Source organism: Streptomyces sp. NPDC048196, assembly GCF_040652715.1.
Lineage (GTDB): Bacteria > Actinomycetota > Actinomycetes > Streptomycetales > Streptomycetaceae > Streptomyces > Streptomyces siderophoricus.
Map to the genome: position 1 here is coordinate 1 of NZ_JBEZMM010000024.1, position 25,723 is coordinate 25,723.

Annotated in this window: 22 protein-coding genes and 1 tRNA gene; 5 read left to right on the forward strand and 18 right to left on the reverse strand. The window is 72.7% G+C overall.

What is annotated here, in order from left to right; genetic code table 11:
* Positions 1-10: 10 nt before the first annotated feature.
* Entirely contained in the window at positions 11-91 is an 81-nt protein-coding gene (locus AB0E02_RS22580) for a hypothetical protein (protein WP_362142186.1), read from the forward strand.
* A gap of 254 nt (positions 92-345) precedes the next feature.
* Here AB0E02_RS22580 and AB0E02_RS22585 read toward each other — a convergent pair whose 3' ends face one another.
* From AB0E02_RS22585 to AB0E02_RS22625, 9 genes are all read right to left on the reverse strand, one after another.
* Positions 346-1,161, reverse strand: a complete 816-nt coding sequence (locus AB0E02_RS22585; protein ID WP_362142030.1) for an RNA methyltransferase — start codon at positions 1,159-1,161, stop codon at positions 346-348.
* Positions 1,162-1,227: 66 nt separating this feature from the next.
* Positions 1,228-2,466, reverse strand: coding sequence for a uroporphyrinogen-III C-methyltransferase (gene cobA, locus AB0E02_RS22590; RefSeq protein WP_362142032.1), 1,239 nt, complete (start codon positions 2,464-2,466; stop codon positions 1,228-1,230).
* Between the two features lie 174 nt (positions 2,467-2,640).
* On the reverse strand, positions 2,641-6,858 hold the full coding sequence (gene cobT / locus AB0E02_RS22595) for a nicotinate-nucleotide--dimethylbenzimidazole phosphoribosyltransferase (protein WP_362142034.1): 4,218 nt from the start codon (positions 6,856-6,858) through the stop codon (positions 2,641-2,643).
* 235 nt (positions 6,859-7,093) lie between these two features.
* A complete protein-coding gene (gene cbiE / locus AB0E02_RS22600; protein WP_362142036.1) occupies positions 7,094-8,314 on the reverse strand; it encodes a precorrin-6y C5,15-methyltransferase (decarboxylating) subunit CbiE in 1,221 nt (406 codons plus the stop codon).
* Between the two features lie 172 nt (positions 8,315-8,486).
* On the reverse strand, positions 8,487-9,122 hold the full coding sequence (locus tag AB0E02_RS22605) for a GNAT family N-acetyltransferase (protein WP_310724272.1): 636 nt from the start codon (positions 9,120-9,122) through the stop codon (positions 8,487-8,489).
* Between the two features lie 184 nt (positions 9,123-9,306).
* A complete protein-coding gene (locus tag AB0E02_RS22610) occupies positions 9,307-10,164 on the reverse strand; it encodes a MetQ/NlpA family ABC transporter substrate-binding protein (RefSeq protein ID WP_362142038.1) in 858 nt (285 codons plus the stop codon).
* Positions 10,165-10,269: 105 nt separating this feature from the next.
* Positions 10,270-11,007, reverse strand: a complete 738-nt coding sequence (locus tag AB0E02_RS22615) for a methionine ABC transporter permease (RefSeq protein ID WP_362142040.1) — start codon at positions 11,005-11,007, stop codon at positions 10,270-10,272.
* Positions 11,004-12,095: an ATP-binding cassette domain-containing protein gene (locus tag AB0E02_RS22620; RefSeq protein WP_362142042.1), complete on the reverse strand. Its 1,092-nt coding sequence runs from the start codon at positions 12,093-12,095 to the stop codon at positions 11,004-11,006. The genes AB0E02_RS22615 and AB0E02_RS22620 overlap by 4 nt, the downstream gene beginning before the upstream one ends.
* 372 nt (positions 12,096-12,467) lie before the next feature.
* Entirely contained in the window at positions 12,468-13,115 is a 648-nt protein-coding gene (locus tag AB0E02_RS22625) for an HAD family hydrolase (RefSeq protein ID WP_362142044.1), read from the reverse strand.
* Positions 13,116-13,184: 69 nt separating this feature from the next.
* Here AB0E02_RS22625 and AB0E02_RS22630 point away from each other — a divergent pair, with 69 nt between their 5' ends.
* Both AB0E02_RS22630 and AB0E02_RS22635 read left to right on the forward strand, forming a co-directional pair.
* Positions 13,185-13,544, forward strand: a complete 360-nt coding sequence (locus AB0E02_RS22630) for a hypothetical protein (RefSeq protein ID WP_030413092.1) — start codon at positions 13,185-13,187, stop codon at positions 13,542-13,544.
* Position 13,545: 1 nt separating this feature from the next.
* Positions 13,546-13,980: a hypothetical protein gene (locus AB0E02_RS22635; RefSeq protein WP_362142046.1), complete on the forward strand. Its 435-nt coding sequence runs from the start codon at positions 13,546-13,548 to the stop codon at positions 13,978-13,980.
* Between the two features lie 98 nt (positions 13,981-14,078).
* Here the strand turns inward: AB0E02_RS22635 and AB0E02_RS22640 are convergent, their stop codons facing one another.
* Positions 14,079-14,582, reverse strand: a complete 504-nt coding sequence (locus AB0E02_RS22640; protein WP_362142048.1) for a GNAT family N-acetyltransferase — start codon at positions 14,580-14,582, stop codon at positions 14,079-14,081.
* 251 nt (positions 14,583-14,833) lie between these two features.
* A complete protein-coding gene (locus tag AB0E02_RS22645) occupies positions 14,834-15,970 on the reverse strand; it encodes a glycerophosphodiester phosphodiesterase (RefSeq protein ID WP_362142050.1) in 1,137 nt (378 codons plus the stop codon).
* A 350-nt stretch (positions 15,971-16,320) separates the two neighbouring features.
* Between AB0E02_RS22645 and AB0E02_RS22650 the strand changes: the two genes are divergently transcribed.
* Complete coding sequence (locus AB0E02_RS22650; protein ID WP_362142052.1) at positions 16,321-16,992, forward strand: lysophospholipid acyltransferase family protein; 672 nt, start codon at positions 16,321-16,323, stop codon at positions 16,990-16,992.
* Between the two features lie 63 nt (positions 16,993-17,055).
* On the opposite strand, the gene AB0E02_RS22655 is transcribed toward AB0E02_RS22650, so the two are convergent.
* From AB0E02_RS22655 to AB0E02_RS22680, 6 genes are all read right to left on the reverse strand, one after another.
* Positions 17,056-19,023 (reverse strand): bifunctional metallophosphatase/5'-nucleotidase, encoded by a 1,968-nt coding sequence (locus AB0E02_RS22655; protein WP_362142054.1) that lies wholly within the window; start codon positions 19,021-19,023, stop codon positions 17,056-17,058.
* A gap of 230 nt (positions 19,024-19,253) precedes the next feature.
* On the reverse strand, positions 19,254-20,801 hold the full coding sequence (locus tag AB0E02_RS22660) for an MFS transporter (protein ID WP_362142056.1): 1,548 nt from the start codon (positions 20,799-20,801) through the stop codon (positions 19,254-19,256).
* On the reverse strand, positions 20,798-21,349 hold the full coding sequence (locus tag AB0E02_RS22665; protein WP_201802514.1) for a TetR/AcrR family transcriptional regulator: 552 nt from the start codon (positions 21,347-21,349) through the stop codon (positions 20,798-20,800). Before AB0E02_RS22665 ends, AB0E02_RS22660 begins: the two co-directional genes overlap by 4 nt.
* Positions 21,350-21,470: 121 nt before the next feature.
* Positions 21,471-22,904 carry an argininosuccinate lyase gene (gene argH, locus AB0E02_RS22670; RefSeq protein WP_362142058.1) on the reverse strand — a complete coding sequence of 478 codons (1,434 nt, stop codon included), beginning with the start codon at positions 22,902-22,904 and terminating at the stop codon, positions 21,471-21,473.
* A 120-nt stretch (positions 22,905-23,024) separates the two neighbouring features.
* On the reverse strand, positions 23,025-24,221 hold the full coding sequence (locus AB0E02_RS22675) for an argininosuccinate synthase (RefSeq protein WP_362142060.1): 1,197 nt from the start codon (positions 24,219-24,221) through the stop codon (positions 23,025-23,027).
* Between the two features lie 149 nt (positions 24,222-24,370).
* Positions 24,371-24,742 (reverse strand): DUF488 family protein, encoded by a 372-nt coding sequence (locus AB0E02_RS22680; protein WP_362142188.1) that lies wholly within the window; start codon positions 24,740-24,742, stop codon positions 24,371-24,373.
* Positions 24,743-24,894: 152 nt separating this feature from the next.
* Here AB0E02_RS22680 and AB0E02_RS22685 point away from each other — a divergent pair.
* Positions 24,895-24,968: transfer RNA gene (locus tag AB0E02_RS22685), tRNA-Pro, on the forward strand.
* Between the two features lie 208 nt (positions 24,969-25,176).
* On the opposite strand, the gene AB0E02_RS22690 is transcribed toward AB0E02_RS22685, so the two are convergent.
* The gene (locus tag AB0E02_RS22690; protein WP_362142062.1) at positions 25,177-25,716 is read right to left on the reverse strand and encodes an arginine repressor; all 540 of its coding nucleotides are present in this window, start codon (positions 25,714-25,716) and stop codon (positions 25,177-25,179) included.
* Positions 25,717-25,723: the final 7 nt, after the last annotated feature.

The following is a 25,723-nucleotide window of genomic DNA, read 5'->3' on the forward strand; positions in this document are numbered from 1 at the left end:
GGTCGCACAGATCATCCCGTGGAACTTCCCGATCCTGATGGCCGCCTGGAAGCTCGCCCCGGCGCTGGCGGCGGCGCCCCTTAGGGGTTAGGCGAACAGATCCCCTAAGGGGCGCGAGAGCCCCCTCGGGGCCGACAACGTGGCGGGACGTGGCGGTATTCCCGGGAGGGGACGGCGTCACCACGGGAGGAACACCACGGGGGAAGTGGGTGTAGTTCGGCCCGTATGAGAGGAACACCACGGGGGGAATCGGGTGTAGTTCGGCCCGTCTGACCCGTGCGAGCGGTACGGGCCCACGGGCCCCCGGGGCAAACGGCCCGCGTGGCCCCCGTAGGCCCCTCCCCCCTAAGCCGGTCGCCCCGACGTCACCGCGTAGAAGGCCACCGCTGCGGCGGCGCCGACGTTGAGGGAGTCGACGCCGTGGGCCATCGGGATGCGGGCCCATTCGTCGGCGGCGCGCAGGGCGCCGGTGGTGAGGCCGCCGCCCTCCGCGCCCAGCATCAGGGCGACGCGGTCCAGCGTGTGCGGGGCGGCCTCGTCGATGGTGGAGGCCTTCTCGGCCGGGGTGAGGGCGAGCAGCTTGAAGCCCGCTTCCCGTACGACGGACAGGTCGCGGGGCCAGCTCTCCAGGCGGGCGTACGGGACGGAGAAGACCGCCCCCATGGAGACCTTGACCGAGCGGCGGTAGAGGGGGTCGGCGCAGTCCGGGGAGAGCAGCACCGCGTCCATGCCGAGGGCCGCCGCACTGCGGAAGATCGCGCCGATGTTGGTGTGGTCGTTGACGGCCTCCATGACCACGATGCGGCGCGCCCCGGCGAGGAGTTCGGTGGCCTCGGGCAGCGGGGTGCGCTGCATGGAGGCGAGCGCGCCGCGGTGCACGTGATAGCCCGTCACCTGTTCGGCGAGGGCCGGGCTGACGGCGTAGACCGGGGCCGGGACCTCGTCGATGACGTCGCGCATGACGTCGACCCACTTCGAGGAGAGCAGCATCGAGCGCATCTCGTAGCCGGCGTGCCGGGCGCGCCGGATGACCTTCTCGCCCTCGGCGATGAAGAGTCCCTCCGCGGGCTCGCGCCGGCGCCGCAGTTCGACGTCGGTCAGGCCGGTGTAGTCGGCCAGCCGCGGGTCGTCCGGGTCGTCGACGGTGATGATTTCTGCCACGGGGAGATAGTGCCTTGTCGGTGTCGGGGTTCCAATGCCGGGGGAATGCCCGGGGAAACGAATCAGCTAGTCCGCCGTGGTCGTCGCGCCGACGGTGACGACGTCGCCGATGACGATGACCGCCGGCGGCCGGATGCCCTCGGAGCGGACCGTCTCGCCGAGGGTGGCGAGGGTGGCGTCGACCCGGCGCTGGGTGGCGGTGGTGCCCTCCTGGATGACGGCGGCCGGGGTGTCGGCGGGGCGGCCGTGCTCGATGAGCTTGGCCGCGATGGCGCCGCTGTTCTCCACTCCCATGAGGACGACCAGGGTGCCGCGCAGCTTGGCGAGGGCCGGCCAGTCGACCAGGGAGCGCTCGTCGTCGGGGGCGACGTGGCCGCTGACGACGGTGAACTCGTGGGCCACGCCGCGGTGGGTGACGGGGATGCCGGCGGCGCCCGGCACCGAGATGGTGCTGGAGATGCCGGGCACGACCGTGCAGGGGATGCCGGCCTCGGCGAGCGCCTGGGCCTCCTCCATGCCGCGGCCGAAGACGAACGGGTCGCCGCCCTTGAGGCGGACCACGGCCTTACCGGCCTTGGCGTGCTCGATCAGCGCGTTGTTGATGGCCTCCTGGGCCATGAACCGGCCATAGGGGATCTTCGCGGCGTCGATGACCTCGACGTGCGGGGGCAGCTCGGCCAGCAGGTCGCGGGGGCCGAGGCGGTCGGCGATGACGACGTCGGCCTCGGCGAGGAGACGGCGGCCGCGGACGGTGATCAGATCGGGGTCGCCGGGACCGCCGCCGACCAGCGCCACGCCGGGGGTGTGCGGGCGGCGGTGGTGCGGGGCGGCGATGCTGCCGTCGCGCAGGCCCTCCACGATGGCGTCGCGTACGGCGGCCGAGCGGCGCGGGTCGCGGCCGGTGAGGACGGCCACGGTCACGCCCTCGCTGCGCCCGGTGGCCGGGGTCCAGGCGGTGGCCGCCTCGGCGTCGTCGGCGCGTACGCACCACACCCGCCGCTCCTCGGCCTCCTGGGAGGCGGCGGCGTTGGCCTCGGGGTCGTCGGTGGAGATCAGCGCGTACCAGGCCTCGGCGAGGTCACCGGCCCGGTAGCGGCGGCGCTCCCAGCGGATCTCGCCGGCGTCGGCCATCGCCTCGACGGAGGGGGTGGCGGACGGGGAGACGAGCAGGACGTCCGCGCCCGCGGCGACGAGCGAGGGGAGGCGGCGCTGGGCGACCTGACCGGCTCCCAGGACGACCACCCGGCGGCCGGACAGCCGCAGTCCGACGGGGTAGGCAGCGTGTTCGGCGACGTGCTCGGCCATGGCGGGGCGGCTCCTTGTGCGGATGGTGCGAGTTCGAGACCGGATCGGTCGCTGCGGCTCTGGAGCGGCTGATCAGGGATGATACGACGCTTGAGGGCGTACGGCCCCGGCCCACAGCCTAGGGGGCTGCGGGCCGGGGGTCATGCGGGGCGGCCGTGTTCCGGCCGCACCGCATCAGCTCTTCTCCGTCACTCCGGCGGAGTCGAAGGTGGCGACCTCGTGCATGGCGCGGGCCGCGCTCTGCACGACGGGGAGAGCCAGCAGGGCGCCGGTGCCCTCGCCGAGGCGCAGGTCGAGGTCGACGAGCGGGCGCAGGCCGAGCTTGTTGAGGGCCGCGACGTGGCCGGGCTCGGCGCTGCGGTGGCCGGCGATGCAGGCGGCCAGTGCCTCGGGGGCGATGGCGCGGGCCACCAGGGCGGCGGCGCCGGCGCTGACGCCGTCGAGGATCACCGGGGTGCGCAGCGAGGCGCCGCCGAGAATCAGGCCGACCAGGGCCGCGTGCTCCAGGCCGCCGACCGCGGCGAGCACGCCGATCGGGTCGGCCGGATCGGGCTGGTGGAGTTCCAGGGCGCGGCGGACCACGTCGACCTTGCGGGCGTGCGTCTCGTCGTTGATGCCGGTGCCGCGGCCGGTGACCTCGGCCGGGTCGACGCCGGTGTAGACGGCGATCAGCGCGGCTGAGGTGGTGGTGTTGGCGATCCCCATCTCGCCCGTGAGCAGGGCCTTGTTGCCGGCCGCGACGAGGTCGCGGGCGGTCTCGATGCCCACCTCGACGGCCTTGAGGACCTCCTCCTGGGTGAGCGCGGGGCCCTGGGTGAAGTCGGCGGTGCCGGGCCGGACCTTGCGGGGCAGCAGGCCGGGGGTGGCGGGGAGTTCGCCGGCCACGCCGACGTCCACGACGCACACCTCGGCGCCGACCTGGTTGGCGAAGGCGTTGCAGACCGCGCCGCCGCCCAGGAAGTTGGCGACCATCTGGCCGGTGACCTCCTGGGGCCAGGGGGTGACGCCCTGGGCGTGCACGCCGTGGTCGCCGGCGAAGATCGCCACGGCGGCCGGCTCCGGGATCGGCGGCGGGCACTTGCGGGACAGACCGCTCAGCTGCGCGGAGATGATCTCCAGCATGCCGAGCGCGCCGGCGGGCTTGGTCATCCGCTTCTGGCGCTCCCACGCCTCGCCGAGCGCCTTGGCGTCCAGCGGGCGGATGCCCTGGAGGGTCTCCTGGAGGAGGTCGTGCGGGTTCTCGCCGGGCAACGCGCGGCGGCCGTAGGTCTCCTCGTGGACGACCCAGGACAGCGGGCGGCGCTTGGACCAGCCGGCCTGCAGCAGCTCGGGCTCCTCGGGGAACTCGTCGACGTAGCCGACGCACAGGTAGGCGACGACTTCGAGGTGCTCGGGGAGGCCCAGTTCGCGGACCATCTCACGCTCGTCGAAGAAGCTGACCCAACCGACGCCGAGGCCCTCGGCGCGGGCCGCGAGCCAGAGGTTCTCGACGGCGAGCGCGGAGGAGTACGGGGCCATCTGCGGCTGGGTGTGCCGGCCGAGGGTGTGCCGGCCGCCGCGGGTCGGGTCCGCGGTGACGACGATGTTGACCGGTGTTTCGAGGATCGCCTCGATCTTCAGCTCGCGGAACTGCTTGGCACGCGCCTTGGGCAGCGACTTGGCGTACGCGTCGCGCTGCTGCATCGCGAGCTGGTGCATCTTCTCGCGGGTCTCGGCGGACCGGATGACGACGAAGTCCCAGGGCTGGGAGTGGCCGACGCTGGGGGCGGTGTGGGCCGCCTCCAGGACGCGCAGCAGGACCTCGTTGGGGATCGGGTCGCTGCGGAAGCCGTTGCGGATGTCGCGGCGCTCGCGCATCACGCGGTGGACGGCGGCGCGCTCGGAGTCGTCGTAGCCGGCGGCCGGGGGCCCGGCCGGGACCTCCTCCGCCTCGGGGGCTCCGTCGGCGGCGTCGCTCTCCTCGGCGGCGGGCTGCTCGTCGGCGGCCGGCTGGTCAACGGCCTGCGGCTGGTCGGCCGCCGGAACCGCGGCGGGCTCCTGCGGCTGGTCCTCGTCCGCGCCCTCACCGCGCTGGAGGAGCGCCTCGGCGTCCTGCTGGTGGGGGGCCTCGTCGGCGGGGGCCTCCTCGGGCGCCTCTCCGGCGGCCGGGGTGCCGGCGGGGTCCTGGGCCTGCGGAAGGGTGTCGTCCGCGGCGGCCTGCGGCTGCTGTTCGGCGTCCGACGGCTGTTCGCCGGCCGGCTGCTCGGCGACCTGCTGGGCCGGGATGTGAACGGTGCCGGGCCGGGCCGCGGGGGCGTCGGCCGGGGTGGCGGGCTGCTCGTCGGCGGCCTGCGGCAGCTCGGGCGCGGGGGCCGTGTCCGCAGCCTGCGCCGGCTCCCTTGCCTCTTCTGCTGCCACTGCTGCCGCTTCTTCGGTTACGTCCGGTTCCGCCGCCTCTGCCGTTGCTGCTTGCTCTGTGGTCACGGGGGCTGCCGAGGTCTCCGGGGTGGTTGCGGCGGGCTCCGGAGCCGGGGCAGCCTCGGGAGTCGCTGCGGCCTCAGGCGTCACTGCGGCCTCGGGGGACGCGTCGGCGGGGGTGTCCGGCGTGGCGTCCGGTGTGGCGTCCGCGGCGGGTGCTGCGGACTCGGCGGCCGGGGTCGCCTCTCCCTCGGGGGCGGCCGTGACGGCAGCGGCGGCCGAGGGGTCAGGAGTAGTCGCCTCCGGCGGCTCTATGACGGTCTGCTCCTGCTCGACGGGGGCGACCGCCTGCTCGACCGGGGCGCCGTCCTCGGTGCCGGGCAGGGCGACGGGGCCCTGTGGCGCCGCGGCGGCCTCGGAGGCAACGGCCTCGGAGGCAACGGCCTCGGAGGCGGCGGCTTCCGGCGCGGCGGCCTCGGGCTGCGGCTGGGCGGCGGCGTCGACCGTGACGTTGTCTTCGTCTTCCGTGCCCTCGGCCGCGCCCTGCTCAGGAACGTCCTGCACGGGCACTTCTTGGGCGGACACTTCCTGGGCAGGCACTTCCTGGGCAGGTGCGTCCTGGACAGGGGCCTCCTGTGCCTGAGTGTCCGGAATCTGAGCGTCCGGAATCTGAGCCTCCGGGGCCTGGGCGGTCGGCTGCTCCTCCGTCGGGGCCTCGGCGGGCTCGCCCGGTGCGGTCCCGTCCGCGGTGCCCTCCGCGGGCTGCGCCACCGGCTCGGGCTGTGCCTGCGGCTGCGCCACGGGCGGCTGTTCGGCGGCCTGCGGCTGTTCGGCGGGCAGCTCGGGGTCCTGGGTCACGGGCTGTGCGACCGGCTGCGCGGTCTCCACCGCCGGCGCGGCGAGGGCTTCCGCGGGCGCGGCCGCCTCCTCCGCCGCCGGTGCCGCGTCGGCAACCGGGGCCGCTTCCGCGGCGGTTGCGGTCTCCTCGACCGGCGGCAGCTGATCGGCCACCGGCGCCGGTGCGGCCACCGCGGCCGGTTCGGCAGCCGGTGCCGGCTCGGGGGCGGGGGCCGGTGCGGCCTGGGCCGCGGCGTCGTTCCAGGCCGGCATCTGGGCCGGGATCTCGCCGAGCTGCGGGCCCGGCAACGGGCCCTGGCCGGCGGCACCGTAGGTCTGCTCGGGAGACAACTGCCCACCGTAGGACTGGCCGCCGTAGGACTGGCCGCCGTATGTCTGCTCGGCGTACGGCGCCGCCCCGGCCTGCGGCTGGGGTGCGGCGTACGCCTGGGCCGGGGCCGGCTGGGCGTCCTGGGGTGCGGCGGGGACCTGCTGGGCGGCCGCGGCGGCCTCCGGGGCCACGGGGGCCTGGGCGGGGGCGGCGGCGGCGTCGAAGTATTCGGGGGCGCCGGCGGGCGGGGCGGCGTGCCGGGCGGGGGCGGGGGCGTCTGCGGGGCCGCGGTCGGCGAGCGAGCGGACCACGCCGCCGGTCGCGTCGGGCACCGGCGGGCCCATGTGCAGCGGGCGGCGGTTGGGCGCGGCCGCGCGGGCCCGGTCCGGCTGCTGGGGCGCCGCGGGCTGCGGGATGCGGACCGCGCTCAGGTCGACGGAGCCGGAGTCCCGGCCGCCGCTCTCGTGGTCGCCGGCCTGGGCGGGCATCGCCTCGTAGCCGGTGGCGCCCTGGGCGGCGGCGTCGAACGGCACGCCCTGCTGCGGCTGCTGGGCCGGGCCCTGGAGGGTCTCGTGCGGCAGCGGCTGGCCCGCGGGCTGCTCGCTCCAGGCGCCCTGGGCGCCCGGCATGAGCAGCAGGTCGTCGTCCTCGACGGCGGGATCGGTCTGGTCGAGGTAGGGGTAGTCGCCCTGAGGGGTCACCATGCCCGGCAGCTCCGTGGGTCCGGCGTCGGCAGGGGAGGGAGCGGCCGCCGGCTGCGGCTGCCCGGGATGTCCGCCTGCGTTCTCCGGCTGTCCCTCGCCCGGGACCTGGCCGGTGTCGGTCATGCGTACCCCTCGCCCATTGGTAGTGCTCCTTCCAACCGCTCGTGCGACACGCTCGACCGGGGCGCCCCGACGCCCCGATAGCTAGAACGAGCGAGCACGCCTCGCGGCACGACCACGCTCACAGCTTCATATTCGTCCAAAACCACGGCATTTTCCGGATATTGGCGTACGAAGCCGAACGTGGAACGGCGGCGCAACGATCCGCCAGCCTACCTCGCGCGGGTTGCCTTCCTGGTCACGGGTGAGGAACGCGATACCCGCTGAGCAAAAAGACCACGGACCGCTCGCGTTCGACCCAGACGGAGGTGTCCAGGTCCACGGACTGCAGCAGGGCGCACTCGACGTCGTACCCGCCGTCGGCCAGTGCCCGGCCCAGCAGCTCGGCCTCGTCGCGGGTGGCGGCGTGGGTGACGATCCGTTCGGGACGGCGGGCGGCGCAGGCGGTGACGACCTCCACTCCCCCGCCGCCGATCCGTACGACGTCGGGCTCGGGCAGGTCCTCCAGGATCTGCGGCGCCCGCCCGTGGACGACCTGGAGTTGGACGCCGTGCCGGCGGGCGACGGCGGCGGTGCGTCCGCAGGCGTCCGGGTCGGCGTCCACCGCGATGACCGCGGCGCCGAACCGCGCGGCCTCCACGGCGGCGGCTCCGCTGCCGGCGCCGATGTCCCAGACCAGGTCGCCCACCCGGGGCCCGAGGCGGGCGAGTTGGGCGGTGCGCAGCTGGACGGTCTCCCCCTCGGCGAGGGCTCCGCCGTAGGCGCGGTTGGGCAGTCCCCAGCCGCGCGGTCCGGTCGGATGGCCGACCTCGTGGCCGGCGATCCAGCCGGTGCCCTGGGCCGCGGCGCCGCCGGGTGAACCGCCGACGACGATGACGACGTTGGGGTCGCGCCAGACGTGGTCGGCGGCCTTGTCGGATGTGAGGACCGTCACCTGCTCGCGTTCGGTGCCCAGTTCCTCGCAGATGACGAAGGTGCGGTGGACGCCGCCGAGCAGCAGGGCGAGTTCGGCGGGGCCGGCGCCGGGCGAGGTGAGCACCGCGACCTTGGTGTGGGCGCGGCAGACGTTGACCGCGCGGCGCAGGTCGCGGCTGTGGGCCACCACGATCTGGGCGTCGTCCCAGGGCATGCCGGCGCGGGCGAAGGCGGCCGCGACGGAGGAGACGGCCGGGACGACCTCGACCTCCAGGCCGTGCTCGGGGGCCCGCAGGGTGCGGACGACGCCGAAGAAGCCGGGGTCGCCGTCGGCGAGGACGACGGCGGTGCCGCGGTGCTGGGCGATCCGGCGGGCGGCCAGGGTGACGCTGCCGAGCCGGATCCGCTCGGCGTGCGGCGGGACTTCGGGCAGTGCGAGGTGGTGGGCGGCGCCGGCCACCAGTGTGGCGGCGCCGAGGGCGGAGCGGGCGGCGGCGGTCAGCGGAGAGCCGTCCCATCCGATCACCGTGACCCGGTCGGCCATGCTCGTCAGTCTCCTGGGGCTGCTGTGGGTACGCGGGCGGTGGCGGCCGCGGGGTGGCCGCGGGCCGGTGGCGCGCCGCTGTGGTGCGCCGGACGCAGGTCCGTGCTGGTCGCGCGGGTGCGCGGCAGGCCGAGGGTACCCCGAGAGGTACGGACCTGGGCGCGGGCGTGGGTCAGTTCCACTCGGGGTAGGTGAATCCGTTCGCGTCGGCCATCCGGCCGGGGATCCCGTCGAGGTCCTCGGGCAGCAGGCTCCAGACGATCAGATCGGTGCGGATGTCCGTCCAGCCGCCGTCCTCCGTGCGGCTGCGGGCTATCCAGGCGTTGCGCAGCACGCCCTCACTGATGCAGCCGATCTTCTGGGCGACCTGCTGGGAGGCGGTGTTGTCGGCGGCGGTGCGCAGTTCGAGGCGTTCGAACTTCTCGTGGTGGAAGAGCCACTGCGCGACCGCGAGGACGGATTCCGAGGCGTAGCCCTCGCCGCGGGCCCAGGGGGCGGTGACGTAGCCGATCTCGGTGGAGCGGATGCGCCAGTCGGTGTTTTCGAGGTGGACGGTGCCGACCAGGCGCTGGGTGAGGAATTCGGTGACGGCGAGGGCGAGGCCGCGGCCGGTGGTGCGGAGCGCGGCGGCCTTGCCGGTGGCCCAGGCGCGGGCCTCGGCGGTGGTGTACGGGTGCGGCAGTGCGGTCCAGGCGGTGACCAGCTCGTCGGACATCATCTCGGCGAGGGCGGGGACGTCGGCCTCTTCGAAGGGGCGCAGCACCAGCCGGTCCGTGCTGAGGGAGATGTCCGGGAAGGTGGATGTCATGCCGCTGCTCCAACGCCGTTGACCGTGGGTGCTCCGGGACGTCGCGGGATGGTTCAGCGCGAGGTCACGGGCCGTCTGACCGTCTTGAATGCACCAGCATGCAGCATCGGTGGGTGGGTGTGCCACGCGCCCGGGCCCCGGCCGCGCGGGGTGCGCTGCCGGGGCCCGGTGGTGGCTTGGGGGGTCAGGCCTTGGCGGGACCGAAGGCGGGGATGACCGAGCCGTCCTTGTACTTGTCCTCGATGAACTTCTTGACCTCGGGGGAGTTCAGGAGCTTGGCCAGCTTCTTGATCCGCGGGTCGTTCTCGTTGCCCTTCTTGACGGCGAGGAAGTTGGCGTAGGGGTTGCCCTTGGCCTTCTCCAGCGCGAGGGCGTCCTTGGAGGGCTTGAGGTGGGCGCCGATGGCGAAGTTGCCGTTGATGACGGCGGCGTCGACGTCGTCGATGCGCGGCGCGGTCTGCGCGGCCTCCAGCTCGGTGATCTTGATGCCCTTGTCGTCCTTGACGTCGGTGAGCTTGGCGTCGGCGCCGACGCCGGGCTTGAGGGTGATCACGCCGTTGTCGGCGAGCAGCTTGAGCGCGCGGCCCTCGTTGGACGGGTCGTTGGGGACCGAGACGGTCGAGCCGGACTTGAGCTCCGAGAGCTTGTGGATCTTCTTGGAGTACAGGCCGAGGGGCTCGATGAGCACGTTCTGGACCGGCACGATGTGGGTGCCGTTCTCCTTGTTGAAGGTGTCCAGGAAGGGCTTGTGCTGGAAGAAGTTGGCGTCGACCTGGCCGTCGTCGGTGACCTTGTTGGGGATCTTGTAGTCGTTGAACGGCTTGACGACGAGCTTGAGGCCCGCCTTGGCCGCCAGCTCGTTCTTGACGAAGTCGAGGATGGTGGCGTGCGGGGTGGGGCTCGCGGCGACGACGAGGGGGGCGTTCTTGTCGCTCTTGTCGCTGCTGGCCGTGGTGTCGGAGGGCGCGGAGCAGGCGCTCGCGCCCAGGGCGACGGCGGAGGCGGCGGCGACGGCCACGGTGATCTTGACGGTGTTGCGCACGAAGAGTGCCTCTTTCTTGTTGCCACACGGGGTGTCCGTGTGCTGTCCGCCCGGCAAAGGGTCCGGGCTCTCGGGTGGTGCGGGTGACGCGGGTGGCTTGGGGAGTCAGGCGGCCTCGGTGACGGCCGCCGGCTCCTCGGCGCGGGCGCGGCGCAGGCCGACGCGTACGGGCGAGGAGGGACGGGTGCCGCGGCCGGCGAGTCGGCGGACGATGAGGTCGCCGAGCAGCTGGACGGCGGTGACGATGACGATCAGCTCGATGACGGTGATGACCATCAGCTTGGTCTCGTACTGCAGGTAGCCGTAGTTGTAGGCGAGGGAGCCCAGTCCGCCGCCGCCGACCGCACCGGCGATCGCGGAGTAGCCGATCAGCGTGATGACGGTGGTGGTGACGGCCGCGACCAGCGCGGGCAGGGCCTGCGGCAGCAGCACCTTGAAGATGATGGTCCAGGTGCCGCCGCCCATGGCCTGGGCGGCCTCCACCAGGCCGTGGTCGACCTCGCGCAGCGCGGCCTCGACGAGGCGGGCGAAGAACGGGATCGCGGCGATGGCGAGCGGGACGACCGCGCCGGTGGGGCCGATGGAGGTGCCGACGACGAGCCGGGTGAAGGGCAGCAGCACGACGATGAGGATCAGGAACGGGAAGGACCGTCCGATGTTCGCGATCGCGCCGAGGACCTTGTTCACCACGGCGTTCTGCAGCAGGGCGCCGCGGTCGGTCAGGTGCAGCAGGATGCCGACGGGGATGCCGAAGAGGACCGCGTAGAACGTCGACCACCACACCATGAAGAGGGTGTCGAGGGTGGCGTCGTAGAGCAGCGGCTGCATCTCGGTCCAGCTCACTTGGCACCTTCCTTCAGGAGCGGGGCGGCGGCGGGCGCCGGGACGGCCACGGCGGCGGGGGCGGGGGCGGCATCGGCCACGTCGGCCACGTCGGCCACGTCAACCTGGAGGCCCTGCTCGCGCAGGAAGCCGATGGGGACGACGTTCTCCTCGAAGCGGCCGGGCAGCTCGATCCGCATCCGGCCGATCTGCTTGCCGCCGACGGTGTCCATGGCGGCGCCGAGGATCGAGATGTCGACGTTGTAGGTGCGCGCCAGCTCGGAGATCACCGGGCGGGTGGCGGCCGAGCCGTGGAAGGTGATGTCGACGACGGTGCGGTCGTCGGCGGAGGGCTCACCGCCGACCGGGAAGAGCTCGCGGGCGAGTTCGGAGCCGGGGGTGGCGAGCAGTTCGGCGACGGTGCCCTGCTCGACGACGCGGCCGTTCTTCATCAGCGCGGCCGAGTCGCAGATGGTCTTGACGACGTCCATCTCGTGCGTGATGAGGACGATGGTCAGGCCGAGCTGGCGGTTGAGGTCGCGCAGCAGGGTCAGGATGGAGCGGGTGGTCTCCGGGTCGAGGGCGCTGGTGGCCTCGTCGGAGAGCAGCACCTTGGGGTCGCCGGCCAGGGCGCGGGCGATGCCGACGCGCTGCTTCTGGCCGCCGGAGAGCTGGGCGGGGTACGCCTGGGCCTTGTCGGCGAGGCCGACCAGGTCCAGCAGTTCCAGGGCCTTGCGGGAGCGTTCGCGGCGGTCGACCTTGAGGATCTCCAGCGGCAGTTCGACGTTGTCCTGGACGGTGCGCGAGGACAGCAGGTTGAAGTGCTGGAAGACCATGCCGATGTGGCTGCGGGCGGCCCGGAGCTGGGCGCCGGCGCGCTTGCCGCGCCCGGCGATGGAGGTCAGCTCCTGGCCGGCGACGGTGACCGTGCCGGAGGTGGGGCGCTCCAGGAGGTTGAGGCAGCGGATGAGGGTGGACTTGCCGGCGCCGCTCTGGCCGATGACGCCGTACACCTCGCCCTCGCGGACGTGCAGGTCGACGCCGTCCAGGGCGGTGACGTCGCGGTCTCCTGAACGGTAGACCTTGGTCAGGCCCGTTGTGGTGATCACAGGGAATTCCGTCACTGTCGAGTGCGCGGCGGGGTCGCCGCCGGCACGGGGCATTCTTGCGAGTGCGGCAGGGGGGAACGGGAGCGGTGGCGGGCGCGGGGCCCGGCTCCTGGTTCCGGTGACGCGGGGCGGCCGTCGCGGTCGGGGACCGGTGCACGGCATGGGGTCTCGCTTCGGGGCGCGAGGCTCAGGCGGGGGCCCTCAGCGGTCACACATTCGACACATGCAACGAGCACCGGGCGTCAGGTTCGCCTCGGTCGCAGGGGTGCGGTTGCTCGTCGTGGTCATGGCGGCAAGTAAACCAGACGGCCGTGCGGGCCGATCAACCGTGTCCGAATGGCGGACCCGACCGACCGGCTTGTGGACAGCGCCTCATCCGGCCAGGGTGAGCTCCACCGTCCCGTCCGTGGCCTGCGCGGATACCGCCGACAGGTCGGGGACGACGACGTCGGCACAGAGCTCGGCGGCCGGGTGGGTTGTGGTCAACGCCACGGTCGTCATGCCGGCCGCGCGGCCGACCGCCAGCCCGGCCGGGGCGTCCTCGAAGACGACGCAGCGGGCCGGGTCCACGCCGAGCCGGCGGGCGGCCAGCAGGAACGGCTCCGGGTCGGGCTTGCCGCGGGTGATGTCGTCGGCGGCTATCAGCTTCTTCGGCCGGACCCCGACCTCACCGAGGCGGGCCTCGGCCAGCCGCCGGGTGGCGGAGGTGACCACCGCCCACCGCTCGGGAGGCAGGCCCGCGAGGAGGGCGCGGGTGCCGGGCAGCAGGGTCACTCCCCCGGCGACGTCCTCGACCTCCAGCTGTTCGATGCGTGCCAGCGCACCGGGCACCTGCCCGGCCGGGAGCAGATCGGCGGCGATCTCGGCGGCCGGACGGCCGTGCAGCTCGACCCGGGCGAAGTCCTCGGGGGCGATGCCGTACTCCTTGGCCCACCGCGTCCAGCAGCGGTGGACGGAGTCGAGGGAGGAGATCAGGGTGCCGTCGTTGTCGAAGAGGAGTGCGTCCGCGTGGATCTTCATGGGGACCGAGCGTATGTGCGGTCCGGGGGCGGGCGCATCGGGTCTTTTGGCCCGTAATAGGGTCTCGGCATGCTCGATGCCCTGACGATCGCGACCGGTGTGGCCGCGCTCGCGCTCGCCGCCTGGTGCGGTTTCGCCGCCTACCGGGACCAGCGGACCATGGACTGGCACTTCCTCGGCATGGCCGTGGTGACGCTGCTCGCCGTGGTGCAGCTGGTCGTCGGCATCGTCCAGCTGGCGCGCGGCGAGAAGCCCGCGCAAGGCACGGCGATCTTCGTGGCGTATCTGCTCGGCGCGTTCGCCTGTGTGCCCGCCGCGGGCTTCATGTCCCTTGCGGAACGCACCCGTTGGGGCTCGCTGACGGTCTCCGCCGGCGGCGTGGTGCTGGCCGTGCTCGAAGTGCGGCTGTTCGACATCTGGGGAGGCTGACGTGACGGCGACCGACCGCACCACCGAGGAGGGTGCGCCGGGCACCCGCCGGAAGCTGATCACCGGCCCGGGGATCCTGCTGGTCTGGCTGTACGGCGTGATGGTGGTCGGCGCCGTGTCGCGCTCGGTCTTCCAGATCGCCACGGACTTCGACCGGGCCCCGCTGGCGTACGCGCTCTCCGCGCTCGCCGGGGTGGTCTACGGCTTCATCACCTACTCGCTGGTCCGCGGCGGCGACCGGGCCCGCCGGGCGGCGCTGGTGTGCTGTGCGGCGGAGCTGGTGGGCGTGCTGACCGTGGGCACCTGGACGCTGATCGAGCCGTCGGCGTTCCCCGACGCCACGGTCTGGTCCGACTACGGCAGGGGCTACCTCTTCATCCCGGTGCTGCTGCCGGTCACCGGGATGCTGTGGCTGCGCCGGGCGCGCACGGCGTAACGGTCGCCTCCACGGGCACCTGCGGCACGTCGCCGGTGGACGGGCCCGCCGCGGTGCGGGCCCGTTCCCTTCCGTGACGTCCAGCGACGCGCGGGCCGCTACGCCTGGGCCACGAACTCCTCGGCCACGGCCTCCTTCTCCAGCGTGACCAGGCTCAGCCGCCGGCTGAGCTCCTCGGTGCCCACGGGCGCGTAGCCGTGGCTGCGGTACAGCCGCAGATTGCCCTCGCTGCGGTGGCCGGTGAAGAGGCGGAACCGGGTGGCCGAGCGCTCCTCGGCGAGCCGCTGCTCGACCGCGGCCAGCAGCCGGCCGCCGAGACCGTGCCGCTGGAGCCGGGGGTGCACGATGAGCTTGGCTATCGCCGCGGTGCCCGACGCGTCGACGGTGCCGCGCACGGATCCGACCACCTCGTCGCCGAGCCGGGCCACCAGCACGCAGCCCTCGCCGAGTTCAGCACGCAGCGCGGCCAGCGTCTGGGTGAGCGGCTCGATTCCGTAGTCGTCGTACAGCGCGGCCTCCGACTGGTAACAGAGGTACTGCAGTTTGAGGATCTGCTCGGCGTCCTCGTCGGTCGCCGCAGAGATGGTCACGCTCGTGCCCATGCGCGTATGCCTCCCCTTATTCGGTTGGCCCGGGCGCGCGAGGGTGTGAGGGGTGTGCGCCCGGACGTGGTGCCCTGACTTCCGGACTCCCCGGAATGTGGCGGCGGCAATCGCCGCCGGGAGCATTCTGCGCAGGCAATTGGGGCAAGCGGAACGGACCGGCACCGAGCTCCTCTGTGACATTCCCAACTCAGATGAGAGCACGGGGAGGTCACTCAGGACCCGGTGCCGGTGCGTGGCCGGGCGGCCGGTCAGCGCGTGCGGAACTCCTCGGCGGCCAGCAGTGCGGTGTCGGGGTTGTCGGAGAACAGTCCGTCGATGCCGGTGCCGAGGTACGCCTTGAAGACGCCGAGGGAGTCGCCGTAGGCGTTGGGGTCGGTGCCGCGGCGGAAGTCGGTCGGCAGGAACGTGTTCTCGTTACGGACCGTGTACGGGTGCAGGACCAGCCCGGCCGCGTGCGCGTCCTTGACGACGGAGCTGGGCGTGCCGAGCTTGCCGTCCTTGTCCCGCGGGACGATCACGGTCAGGTCCGGGCCGATGCCCTCGGCGAAGCCGGCGATCCAGCCGAGGCCCTCGGGCGTGACCAGGTCGGCGACGGTGCGCGGGTCGCCCGCCTCGGTGAAGTCCCAGGGGCGGTCCTTGAGCGTGCCCAGCAGGACGACCTTGGGGCAGTCGACGAGCTCGCCGAGGCGCCGGATGCTGCTGGGCTCGAAGGACTGCAGGAAGTTCGGGGAGTTGCGGCGGTGCCGGCCGTGCGCGCGCAGGGCCTTGGCGAGGCGCTCCTCCAGGCCGAGGCCGAGCCCCCGGAAGTAGGTGGGGTGCTTGGTCTCGATGTGCAGCCAGACCCGGCGGCCCCGCTTGCGGCCCTCCCGTTCGGCCCACTGCAGGACCTCCTCGAAGGTGGGCACCTGCCACCGGCCGTCGTAGAGGGTGTTGTGCTGCCGGGTGCCCGGTATGCGCTCCTTGGCGCGCAGGGTCTTGAGTTCGGCGAGCGTGAAGTCCTCGGTGAACCAGCCGGTCAGCTGCTGTCCGTCGACGGTCTTGGTGGTCCTGCGGCCGGCGAACTCCGGGTGTGCGGAGACGTCGGTGGTGGCGGTGATGTCGTTCTCGTGCCGGCAGACCAGATGGCCGTCCTTGGTGGGGACGAGGTCCTGCTCGATGACGTCCGCGCCCATGTCGAGGGCGAGTTGGTAGGAGCCGAAGGTGTGCTCGGGGCGGTAGCCGCTGGCGCCGCGGTGGCCGACGATCAGCGGCACGGGCAGCTCCCGGCCCGCCGTGCCGCGCCCGGCGGCGCCCGCCTGCCCGGCCCCGCCGAGCACCGCCGCGCCCGCACCGAGGGCCGCCGCCCCCAGCACCGTCCGCCGTCCCGGCTGCTGCCGCTTCTGCATGCCCACGCTCCTTGTTGTGCGTCGTTTCGTACGTTTCCGGGTGCGCCCGGGCGCTTCGGTGCTTTCCGGTGCCGCCGAGTGCTTCCGGGTGTTTTCCGGCCCGCGTCAAGGCGTGTTGCCCGGGTACCCGGGCAACCGGGCCGATCGTAGGCACGGACGGGTCATGCCGGGGAGACGCACGACGACTCCGGGGGGAACATGGTGGTAACACACGTCAACCGTGAGTCAACTGTGCGTATCGACCTCATGAACCCGATGTGCGCGCGGGAGTAACCCGCGAGTATCGTCCTGGGCTGCAGAGTTCTGCGCCCGCTTGACGCTGACCAGACAGCCACGACCCGGAGGACCCGTTGTCCCGCATTGTGCTCAAGGCGATTCTCGGATTCGTCATGCGTGTCCTTTACCGCCCGAAGGTCGAGGGTATGGAGCGCATTCCGGCGACCGGACCGGTGATCCTGGCCGGTAACCACGTGACCTTCATCGACTCGCTGTTCCTGAGCCTGGTGGTCAAGCGGCCGGTGTACTTCATCGGCAAGGACGAGTACGTCACCGGCACCGGCATCAAGGGCCGCCTGATGGCCTGGTTCTTCACCAGCTCCGGCATGATCCCGGTGGACCGGGACGGCGGCCACGGCGGGGTGGCGGCCCTGATGACCGGCCGCCGGGTCCTGGAGCAGGGCAAGGCGTTCGGCATCTACCCCGAGGGCACCCGCTCCCCCGACGGCCGCCTCTACCGCGGCCGTACCGGCATCGCCCGGCTCGCCCTGATGACCGGCGCGCCCGTCGTCCCGTTCGCGATGGTCGGCACGGACAAGGTGCAGCCCGGCGGCAAGGGCCGGCCGCGGATCGCCCCGGTCACGGTCCGCTTCGGTGCGGCGCTGGACTTCTCCCGGTACGACGGGATGGACCGGGACCGCTACGTGCTGCGGGCCGTCACCGACGAGGTGATGAGCGAGGTCATGGAGCTGTCCGGCCAGGAGTACGTCGACATCTACGCCACCAAGGCCAGGGCCGCCGCCTGAGCCGGCGGTCCGATCCGGCGTCACCGGGCCCCGTCCGCAGCTGCGGACGGGGCCCTTCGTGTGTCAGCAGGGCACCCGGAAGCCGCCGGGGGCGCGCTGGCCCTCGGCGCCGCCGGTCAGCGCGGAGCGCAGGGCCGCCTCGGGGCGCGGCACCACGCTGCCGTCCTGGAGCAGTTGCTGGCGCTGGGTGACGGTGCCGGTGCGGGCGCCGCGCACCGCGGCGTTCTTGACCGCGACCCGGTCGAGCGGGGCGGGCACCAGCCGCTTCCGGGCCCGTACGAAGGCGATGAAGCTCTCGAAGTCGCGGGTGTGCCGGACGGGTGCGGTGAAGCCGGTGAAGGCGCTGAAGCCGTCCTGGTTGATGAGGGTGTAGGAGGGCGCGGCGAGGCGGTAGCTGCGCTTGAGGTCGAGGGGCCTGCCGTCGATGAGGACCTCGGCGGGGTCCACCCGGCGGCCGACCCTGCCGGCGGCGTCGAAGGTGTAGCGGACGTTGGCGGAGACGGCGAGGGGGGAGAAGCCGAGGCCGCCGCCGGGGGTCGGCGCCCACTGTTCCTCCAGGGCGTCGTGGATCTGCCGGCCGGTGACGGTGACGGTGACGATCGGGTCGCCGAAGCCGACCGCGTTCCAGGCCTGGGCGAAGGTGACGGTGCCGTCCGACTCCTCGTCGAGGATCAGGTCCCCGGCGATGACCGCCTGGCCGACGCGCGGGGCGACCGCGATGACCGCGAGGTCGGCGGGGGTGTCGGGGTGCTCGGCGGGGTCGGCCGTCGGGCCGGGCGGCTGCCGGCCCGCCCACAGGGCCCAGTCGGCGACGAGGTTGCCCATGGTGGACTCCCCCAGTGCGTTGCGGCGCCGGGTGAAGGAGGCGGTCTGGGTGCCGATCTTGGTGCGGGCCCGCCGGCTGCCGTAGCCGGCCCAGTAGGAGGCGATCGACTTGAGCTCGGGATCGGGCGCCACATCGCGGGCGTTGGGGTGGTTGACGGAGGTGGTCAGCTCCCGGACCACCGACCCGGTGTCGGGGTCGAGGCGCAGATTGATCTCGTTGATGATCTGGCCGTAGCAGCCGGCCTCGACGAAGGGGCGGGGCTCGCCGTCGGGGTCGGGCAGCATCATGGTGAAGGCGCAGTGCCAGTGGCCGGTGACGATGGCGTCGATGTCCGGCGAGGCGCGCAGCGCCAGTTCGTAGGCGGGTCCGGAGGGGTTCTTGCCGCTGGAGAAGTCGCTGCCGGCGACCGCGCCGTCGTGCATGCTCAGCACGATCGCGTTGACGCCGCGTGACTTCAGCTCGGCGGCACAGCGGTTGGCGGTCTCCAGTTCGTCCAGGGTGCGCAGGCCGGGCTGGTAGGACCCGGGGAAGGACTCGGTGCCGATGGCGGTCAGGTGGATGAAGCCGATCGGCAGCCGGCGGCCGCCGCCGGCGTCCACGTGCACGATGTTGTACGGCGGAAGGACGCGTTCGCCGGTGGCGTTCCACACCATGTTGGCGCTGTAGTACGGGAAGTCCGCACCGCGGAAGCGGCGGCCGGTGGAGTCCTTGAAGTCGTCGTCGCGGCCGGCGGTGGGGAAGGCGTCGCCGTCCTCCATGTGCGAGGTCAGGAAGCGGGCGGACTTGTCGAATTCGTGGTTGCCGGCGGAGGCGAAGTCCAGGCCCATGGCGTTGAGCGCCTCGATGGTGGGCTCGTCGGCGAAGGCGGCCGCGTCGAACTCCCAGCCGGAGAAGAGGTCGCCGGGGGCGAAGAACAGGGAGTTGGAGCGGCCGTCGCGCAGCCGCTCCAGGTGGGCGGCCATATAGGCGACGCCGCCCACGGTGTAGGTCTTCCCGCCGGCTCCGGTGATGACGGAGTGGGCGCCCGGGGCGCCCTGCAGATAGCCGTGCAGGTCGGTGATGTTGAGGAGCTGGACGTCGACGTATTCGTCGGCGGTGGCCGCGTCGCGGGCGTGGCCGGTGGCGTAGGCGTTGCTTCCGATGGCGCTCGCGGTGGCCAAAGCCCCTGCGGCGGTGAAGAAGGACCGTCGTCCGATGTCGCGCACTGCGTCACTCTCCTGAGCGGGCCGTCCGTAGGGGGACGACCGGAGAGTCAAACGAGCCGCGCCTGACGGCCGGTCACCAGCGCGCGTACCGGGCGTGAACGGGCGGGGGACAGTCGCCCCCAGGGCGTGTCCTGTGGATCATCGCGGGTGCGGGGCGGGGTGATCCACCAGACACGCCCTGGGGCGGGGGTGCGCCCGCCGTCCGGCGGAGCGGGGGGCGTGCGGCGGGGTTACCTGCTGTCGGCGAGTTCCTGGCCGCGGAGCAGGAACCAGGCGGCGACCGCCGCGGCGAGCAGCACGGCGGAGGCGACCGCGGCGGCGGAGTCCACGCCGTCCACGAAGGAGTGCTGAGCCGCCCTCATCAGGACCGCGCCCTGGTGGGAGGGGAGCTGGACGGCGGTCTCGACGGCGCCGCCGAGCGATTCGCGGGCCGCGCCGACGGCGTGCTCGGGCACGCCCGCCGGGGCGGGGAAGCCCCGGTAGATGCTGGTGACGATGGAGCCGAGCAGGGCGATGCCGAGCGCGGCGCCCAGTTCGTAGGCGGTCTCGGAGACCGCGGAGGCGGCGCCGGCCTCCTCCTTGGGCACGCTGGAGAGGATCACGTCGGCGGTGACGGTGAAGGAGAAGCCGGCACCGACGCCGACGACGAAGAGGATGACGCACATCGCGGCGGTGCCGGTGTCGCCGTGCAGGGTCGTGCAGCCGGCCAGCGCGATGCCGACCATGGCCAGGCCGCCGGCCACCACGATCCGTACGGACAGCTTGCGGGCGACCCAGCCGGCGGCGAGCCCGGCGCCCACCGCGCCGACGGCGGCCGGTAGTTCGACGAGGCCGGCGTTGAGGGGCGAGCGCAGCTGCACCATCTGGAGGAACTGGGAGAGGAAGAAGACCAGGCCGGACAGTCCGAGGATGGTCAGCAGGTCGGCGAGGACGGCCCCCGAGAAGCCCCGGTGGTGGAAGAGCTTCATGTTGAGCAGCGGGGATTCCAGGGTGAGCTGCCGGCGGGCGAAGACGACCAGGGCGAGGACGCCGAGGACGGCGGTCAGCGCGACGTCCCAGCGGTAGCCGTCCACCGCGGCTTCCTTGACGGCGTAGACCACACCGACGATGCCCACCAGGGCCAGCAGCACGCTGGGGATGTCCCAGGGGCCGGGGTCGGGGTTGCGGGACTCGGGGATCACCTTGGCGCCGACGACGACCAGCAGCAGCATCACCGGCAGGTTGATGAGGAAGACCGAGCCCCACCAGAAGTGCCCCAGCAGGAAGCCGCCGAGGACCGGGCCGACGGCCATGCCGGCCGACGCCATGGCGCCCCAGATGCCGATGGCCAGGCTGCGTTCCCTGGGGTCGTGGAAGAGGTTGCGGATCAGCGCGAGGGTGGCCGGCATCAGGGTGGCGCCGGCGACGCCCTGCAGCGCCCGGGCGGCGATCATCATCTCCGGGCTGGTGGCGTAGGCGGCGAGCACCGACATCGCGCCGAACGCGACCGAGCCCATCAGCAGCAGCTTCTTGCGGCCGATGCGGTCGCCGAGGCTGCCCATGGAGACCAGCAGTCCGGCGATGACGAAGGAGTAGATGTCGCCGATCCACAGCAGTTGGGTGCCGGACGGGCGGAGGTCCTCGCTGAGGAAGGGCGTGGCGAGGCCGAGGACCGTGGCGTCGACGCCGACCAGCAGGACGGCCAGCACCAGGACGGCCAGCGCGAGCCAGCGTCCCGGGCGGGGCTGGTCGTCCACATGGGCCGAACCGGCCCGGCCTGACGCTATGGTCTCGGTCATTTCTCCATGCTCCGTCGGATGCCACCGAGCAGCAGCTCGGCGATCGAGTGGGTGAGGTCGTTGCGGGCGACCCGTCCTTCGTGGACGGACCAGGCACCGGCGCCGAGCAGGCCGTAGAACGCCTCGGTGAACCAGGCGGCGCTCAGGTCGAGGCGGAAGTCGCCGTCCTCCTGGCCGCGGCGGAAGAGGGCGGTGATGCGGGCGTCGAGTTCCGCCCAGCCGGCGTTGATCTCGCCGTCCTCGAAGAGCTGGTTCTCGGTGAAGAGGAACCCGAGGACGGCGGCGACCGGTTCGGCCTCTCGGATCAGCCGGCGCAGCGCGGCGGGGGCGTCGCCCTCGTCGAGCCGGGCGGTGTCCATCGCCTGCGCGAACCGGGCGATCCCGTGCTCCTCCAGCGCTCTGATCAGGGCGTCCCGGCCGGCGAAGTGCCGGTGCAGGGTGGCGCGGCTGATGCCGGCGGCGCGGGCGATCTCGTCCATCGACGTCGACGCCCGGCGCGTCAGCAGCGCGGCGGCTTCTTTGAGTACCCGTTCACGATCCACGGCCATGAGACGCAGGATAGCCGAATGAGACATCAATGTCTCACGCGAGACATCTCTTCTCGTACGCCGACGGCCCGCATCCGGGGTCTTTCCCGGATGCGGGCCGTCGGTACGGGTCCGTCGTCGTCTACCGCGGCTGCTTGGCCGCCGCCCACTCCTGCTGCCGCACCAGGTCGGCGCGCAGCTCGGCGAGCTGGACCGCCACCGCCGAGGGCGCGGTGCCGCCGCGGCCGCTGCGCGCGGCGAGCGCGCCGGGGACGTTGAGCACCTCGCGGACCTCGGGGGTCAGATGCGGCGAGATCTTGGCGAACTGCTCGTCGGTGAGCTCGTCCAGCTCGATGCCGTGCGCCTCGCACTCCTTGACGCAACCGCCGGCGACCTCGTGCGCCACCCGGAACGGCACGCCCTGCTTGACCAGCCACTCGGCGATGTCGGTGGCGAGCGAGAACCCGGCCGGGGCGAGCTCTTCCATCCGCTCGCGGTGGACGGTCAGGGTGGCCATCATGCCGGTGAACGCCGGGAGCAGCACCTCCAGTTGGTCGCAGGAGTCGAAGACCGGCTCCTTGTCCTCCTGGAGGTCGCGGTTGTACGCCAGCGGCAGCGCCTTGAGCGTGGCCATCAGGCCGGTCAGGTTGCCGATGAGGCGGCCCGACTTGCCGCGCGCCAGCTCCGCGATGTCCGGGTTCTTCTTCTGCGGCATGATCGACGAGCCGGTGGAGAAGGCGTCGTGGAGGGTGACGAAGGAGAACTCCTTCGTGTTCCAGATGATGATCTCTTCCGCGATCCGCGAGAGGTTCACGCCGATCATCGCGGTGATGAAGGCGAATTCGGCGACGAAGTCGCGGGAGGCGGTGCCGTCGATGGAGTTGCCGGCGCTGCCGTGCTCGAAGCCGAGGTCGCGGGCCACGGCCTCCGGGTCGAGGCCGAGGGACGAACCGGCCAGCGCGCCCGAGCCGTACGGCGAGACGGCGGTCCGCTCGTCCCACTGCCGCAGCCTCTCGGCGTCCCGGGACAGCGGCTGCACGTGCGCCAGCACGTGGTGCGCGAACAGCACCGGCTGGGCGTGCTGCAGATGCGTACGGCCCGGCATCGCCACGTCCGGGTGGGCCTCGGCCAGGCCGATCAGCGCCTCCTGGAGGTCGGCGATCAGGCCGCCGATGATCCGGGCGTGGTCGCGCAGGTACATCCGGAAGAGGGTGGCGACCTGGTCGTTGCGGGACCGGCCGGCCCGCAGCTTGCCCCCCAGGTCCGGGCCGAGCCGCTCCAGCAGCCCGCGCTCCAGGGCGCTGTGCACGTCCTCGTCGGCGACGGTGCCGATGAACGAGCCGTCGGCGACGTCCGCCTCCAGCTGGTCGAGCCCGGCGAGCATGCGCGCCAGCTCGTCCTCGCTGAGCAGCCCGGCCTGGTGCAGGACCCGGGCGTGCGCCCTCGACCCGGCGATGTCGTACGGCGCGAGGCGCCAGTCGAAGTGGACGGACGCCGACAGCTGGGCCAGGGCCTCGGCGGGACCGTCGGCGAACCGGCCGCCCCAGAGCCGGACGTCACCGCTGTTGCTGCTCACTGCTGCTCCTCGCAAGGGATGGGATGTGCGGCCGCCTCCCCACCGCTGGGCGGGGAGGCGGCCGTGGTACGAACTGCCGCCGGGCCAACGAGCCGGGCCCGGGCCGGGTCGCGTTCGGGCCTAGGCCCGCAGTTGACGTTGTGCCGCGATCTTGCTCGACATGCCGAAGAGCTCGATGAAGCCCTTCGAGAGCGACTGGTCGAAGGTGTCGCCGGTGTCGTAGGTCGCCAGGTTGAAGTCGTACAGCGACCGGTCGGACTTCCGGCCGGTGACCACGGCGCGGCCGCCGTGCAGGGTCATCCGGATGTCACCGGACACCTGCTGGTTGGCCTCCTCGATGAAGCCGTCCAGCGCCCGCTTGAGCGGTGAGAACCACAGGCCGTCGTAGACCAGCTCGCCCCAGCGCTGCTCGACCTGGCGCTTGTAGCGGGCGAGTTCGCGCTCGACGGTGACGTTCTCCAGCTCCTGGTGGGCGGTGATCAGCGCGATCGCGCCGGGCGCCTCGTACACCTCGCGGGACTTGATGCCGACGAGGCGGTCCTCGACCAGGTCGATCCGGCCGACGCCCTGGGCACCGGCCCGCTTGTTGAGCTCCTTGATGGCCTGCAGGACCGTGACGGGCCTGCCGTCGAGGGCGACCGGCACGCCCTCGTGGAAGGTGATGACGACCTCGTCCGCCTCGCGCGGGGTGGCCGGGTTCTGGGTGTACTCGTAGACGTCCTCGATGGGCGCGTTCCAGATGTCCTCCAGGAAGCCGGTCTCCACGGCCCGCCCGAAGACGTTCTGGTCGATGGAGTACGGCGACTTCTTGGTGGTGGCGATCGGGAGGTTCTTCGCCTCGCAGAAGGCGATGGCCTTGTCCCGGGTCATGGCGTAGTCACGGACCGGGGCGATGCACGTCAGGTCGGGGGCGAGGGAGGAGATGCCGGTCTCGAAGCGGACCTGGTCGTTGCCCTTGCCGGTGCAGCCGTGGGCGACGGTGGTGGCGCCGTGCTTCTTGGCGGCGGCCACGAGGTGCTTGACGATCGCCGGCCGGGAGAGCGCCGAGACCAGCGGGTACCGGTCCATGTACAGCGCGTTCGCCTTGATCGCCGGGAGGCAGTACTCGTCGGCGAATTCGTCCCTGGCGTCCGCGATCTCGGCCTCGACCGCGCCGCAGGAGAGCGCCCGCTTGCGGATGACGTCCAGGTCCTCGCCGCCCTGACCGACGTCCACGGCGACGGCGATGACCTCGGCGCCCGTCTCCTCGGCGATCCAGCCGATGCAGACGGAGGTGTCCAGGCCGCCCGAGTAGGCGAGTACGACGCGCTCGGTCACGGGTCTCTCCTTACGTGCATTCCTCGATAGGCATAAGTATGCACTCCACCGTATGTTTCGTCAATGAACCGGGAAAGGTCCAGGTCAACGACGTCGGATCAGCGACGGGCCGGACGCATCGACCGCCCGCCGAACCCCTCAGAACCCCGTCAGAGCCCCTTCTCCAGCACCTCGACCAGCACGGCGACATGACTGAGCGGCACCTCCTTCGTCGCCGTCAGCAGCGTCAGCGGCCCCTGGTCGGCGAGCCCCCGCAGCCGCTCCAGCGCCTCCCCGGCCGCCTCCTCCTGCGCCAGCTCCGCGCGGTACCGCTCGGCGAACCGCTCGAACCGCCCCTCCTCGTGCCCGTACCAGCGCCGCAGCTCCGAGGAGGGCGCCACCTCCTTGCACCACTCCGTCAGCCGCGCGTCCTCCTTGGACAGCCCGCGCGGCCACAGCCGGTCCACCAGCACCCGCGCCCCGTCCGCCTTCTCGGCCGGCTCGTACACCCGCCGCACCCGGATCCCCGCACCATCGGACATTTCACCCATATCCCCATCGAAACACGGAAGCCACCGCCCCGCCGCGAGGCCGGGAAGCGCCCCTCGGGGACCCCGCTTTGGATTCGCGGCCCGGGACAGGGTATTTTTCTTCTGCACGCCCCGGCCGGGACTCCTCCGGCCGGCCGCAGCACCGGGACGTGGCGCAGCTTGGTAGCGCACTTGACTGGGGGTCAAGGGGTCGCAGGTTCAAATCCTGTCGTCCCGACGGTGCAAAGGGCCCATGGCCCACGTGAAGGCCCTGCCACACTTCGGTGCGGCAGGGCCTTCGGCGTTCCTGCGGGCGGGCACCGCCGACCCGCCCGCAGCCGGCCACCCGGCCGGATGGACGTGGTCCCGCCGGCGTGAGGCGGGCGGGAGGCCACGGGCGGTGCGTGCCCGCCCGGGGGGCCGGGCGGGACGGCGGTGCGGGTGGTTCAGCGGGCCTTCTGGGCCAGGCGGAGCAGATGGTCGGCGAGGGCCTGGCCGCCGAGCGGGTCGCGGCTGATGAGCATCAGGGTGTCGTCGCCGGCGATGGTGCCGAGGATGTCGTGCAGCTCCGCCTGGTCGATGGCGGAGGCCAGGAACTGGGCGGCGCCGGGCGGGGTGCGCAGGACGACGAGGTTGGCGGACGCCTCGGCGGAGATCAGGAGTTCGCCGGAGAGGCGGCGCATCCGCTCCTCCTTGGCGGCCTCGCCCAGCGGGGCGCGCGGCTTGCGGTCGCCGCCCTCGCTGGGCACCGCGTAGATCAGCTCGCCACCGGTGTTGCGGATCTTCACCGCACCCAGTTCGTCCAGGTCGCGGGAGAGCGTCGCCTGGGTGACGGACAGGCCGTCGTCGGCGAGCAGCTTCGCGAGCTGGCTCTGGGAGCGGACCGGCAGCCGGTTGAGGATGTCCACGATCCGGCGGTGGCGGGCGGTGCGGGTCTGCGGTACGGCCTGGCCGTTGTGCACCTCGTTGTCCTGCGGCTCGCTCATCGGTCTC

Coding starts and splice junctions, on each gene's coding strand:
- cobA (WP_362142032.1), bottom strand. CDS start 2,466: ATGGCCGAGCACGTCGCCGAACACGCTGCCTACCCCGTCGGACTGCGG.
- cobT (WP_362142034.1), bottom strand. CDS start 6,858: ATGACCGACACCGGCCAGGTCCCGGGCGAGGGACAGCCGGAGAACGCA.
- cbiE (WP_362142036.1), bottom strand. CDS start 8,314: ATGGCCGACCGGGTCACGGTGATCGGATGGGACGGCTCTCCGCTGACC.
- AB0E02_RS22605 (WP_310724272.1), bottom strand. CDS start 9,122: ATGACATCCACCTTCCCGGACATCTCCCTCAGCACGGACCGGCTGGTG.
- AB0E02_RS22625 (WP_362142044.1), bottom strand. CDS start 13,115: ATGAAGATCCACGCGGACGCACTCCTCTTCGACAACGACGGCACCCTG.
- AB0E02_RS22630 (WP_030413092.1), top strand. CDS start 13,185: ATGCTCGATGCCCTGACGATCGCGACCGGTGTGGCCGCGCTCGCGCTC.
- AB0E02_RS22640 (WP_362142048.1), bottom strand. CDS start 14,582: ATGGGCACGAGCGTGACCATCTCTGCGGCGACCGACGAGGACGCCGAG.
- AB0E02_RS22645 (WP_362142050.1), bottom strand. CDS start 15,970: ATGCAGAAGCGGCAGCAGCCGGGACGGCGGACGGTGCTGGGGGCGGCG.
- AB0E02_RS22660 (WP_362142056.1), bottom strand. CDS start 20,801: ATGACCGAGACCATAGCGTCAGGCCGGGCCGGTTCGGCCCATGTGGAC.
- AB0E02_RS22665 (WP_201802514.1), bottom strand. CDS start 21,349: ATGGCCGTGGATCGTGAACGGGTACTCAAAGAAGCCGCCGCGCTGCTG.
- AB0E02_RS22680 (WP_362142188.1), bottom strand. CDS start 24,742: ATGTCCGATGGTGCGGGGATCCGGGTGCGGCGGGTGTACGAGCCGGCC.
- AB0E02_RS22690 (WP_362142062.1), bottom strand. CDS start 25,716: ATGAGCGAGCCGCAGGACAACGAGGTGCACAACGGCCAGGCCGTACCG.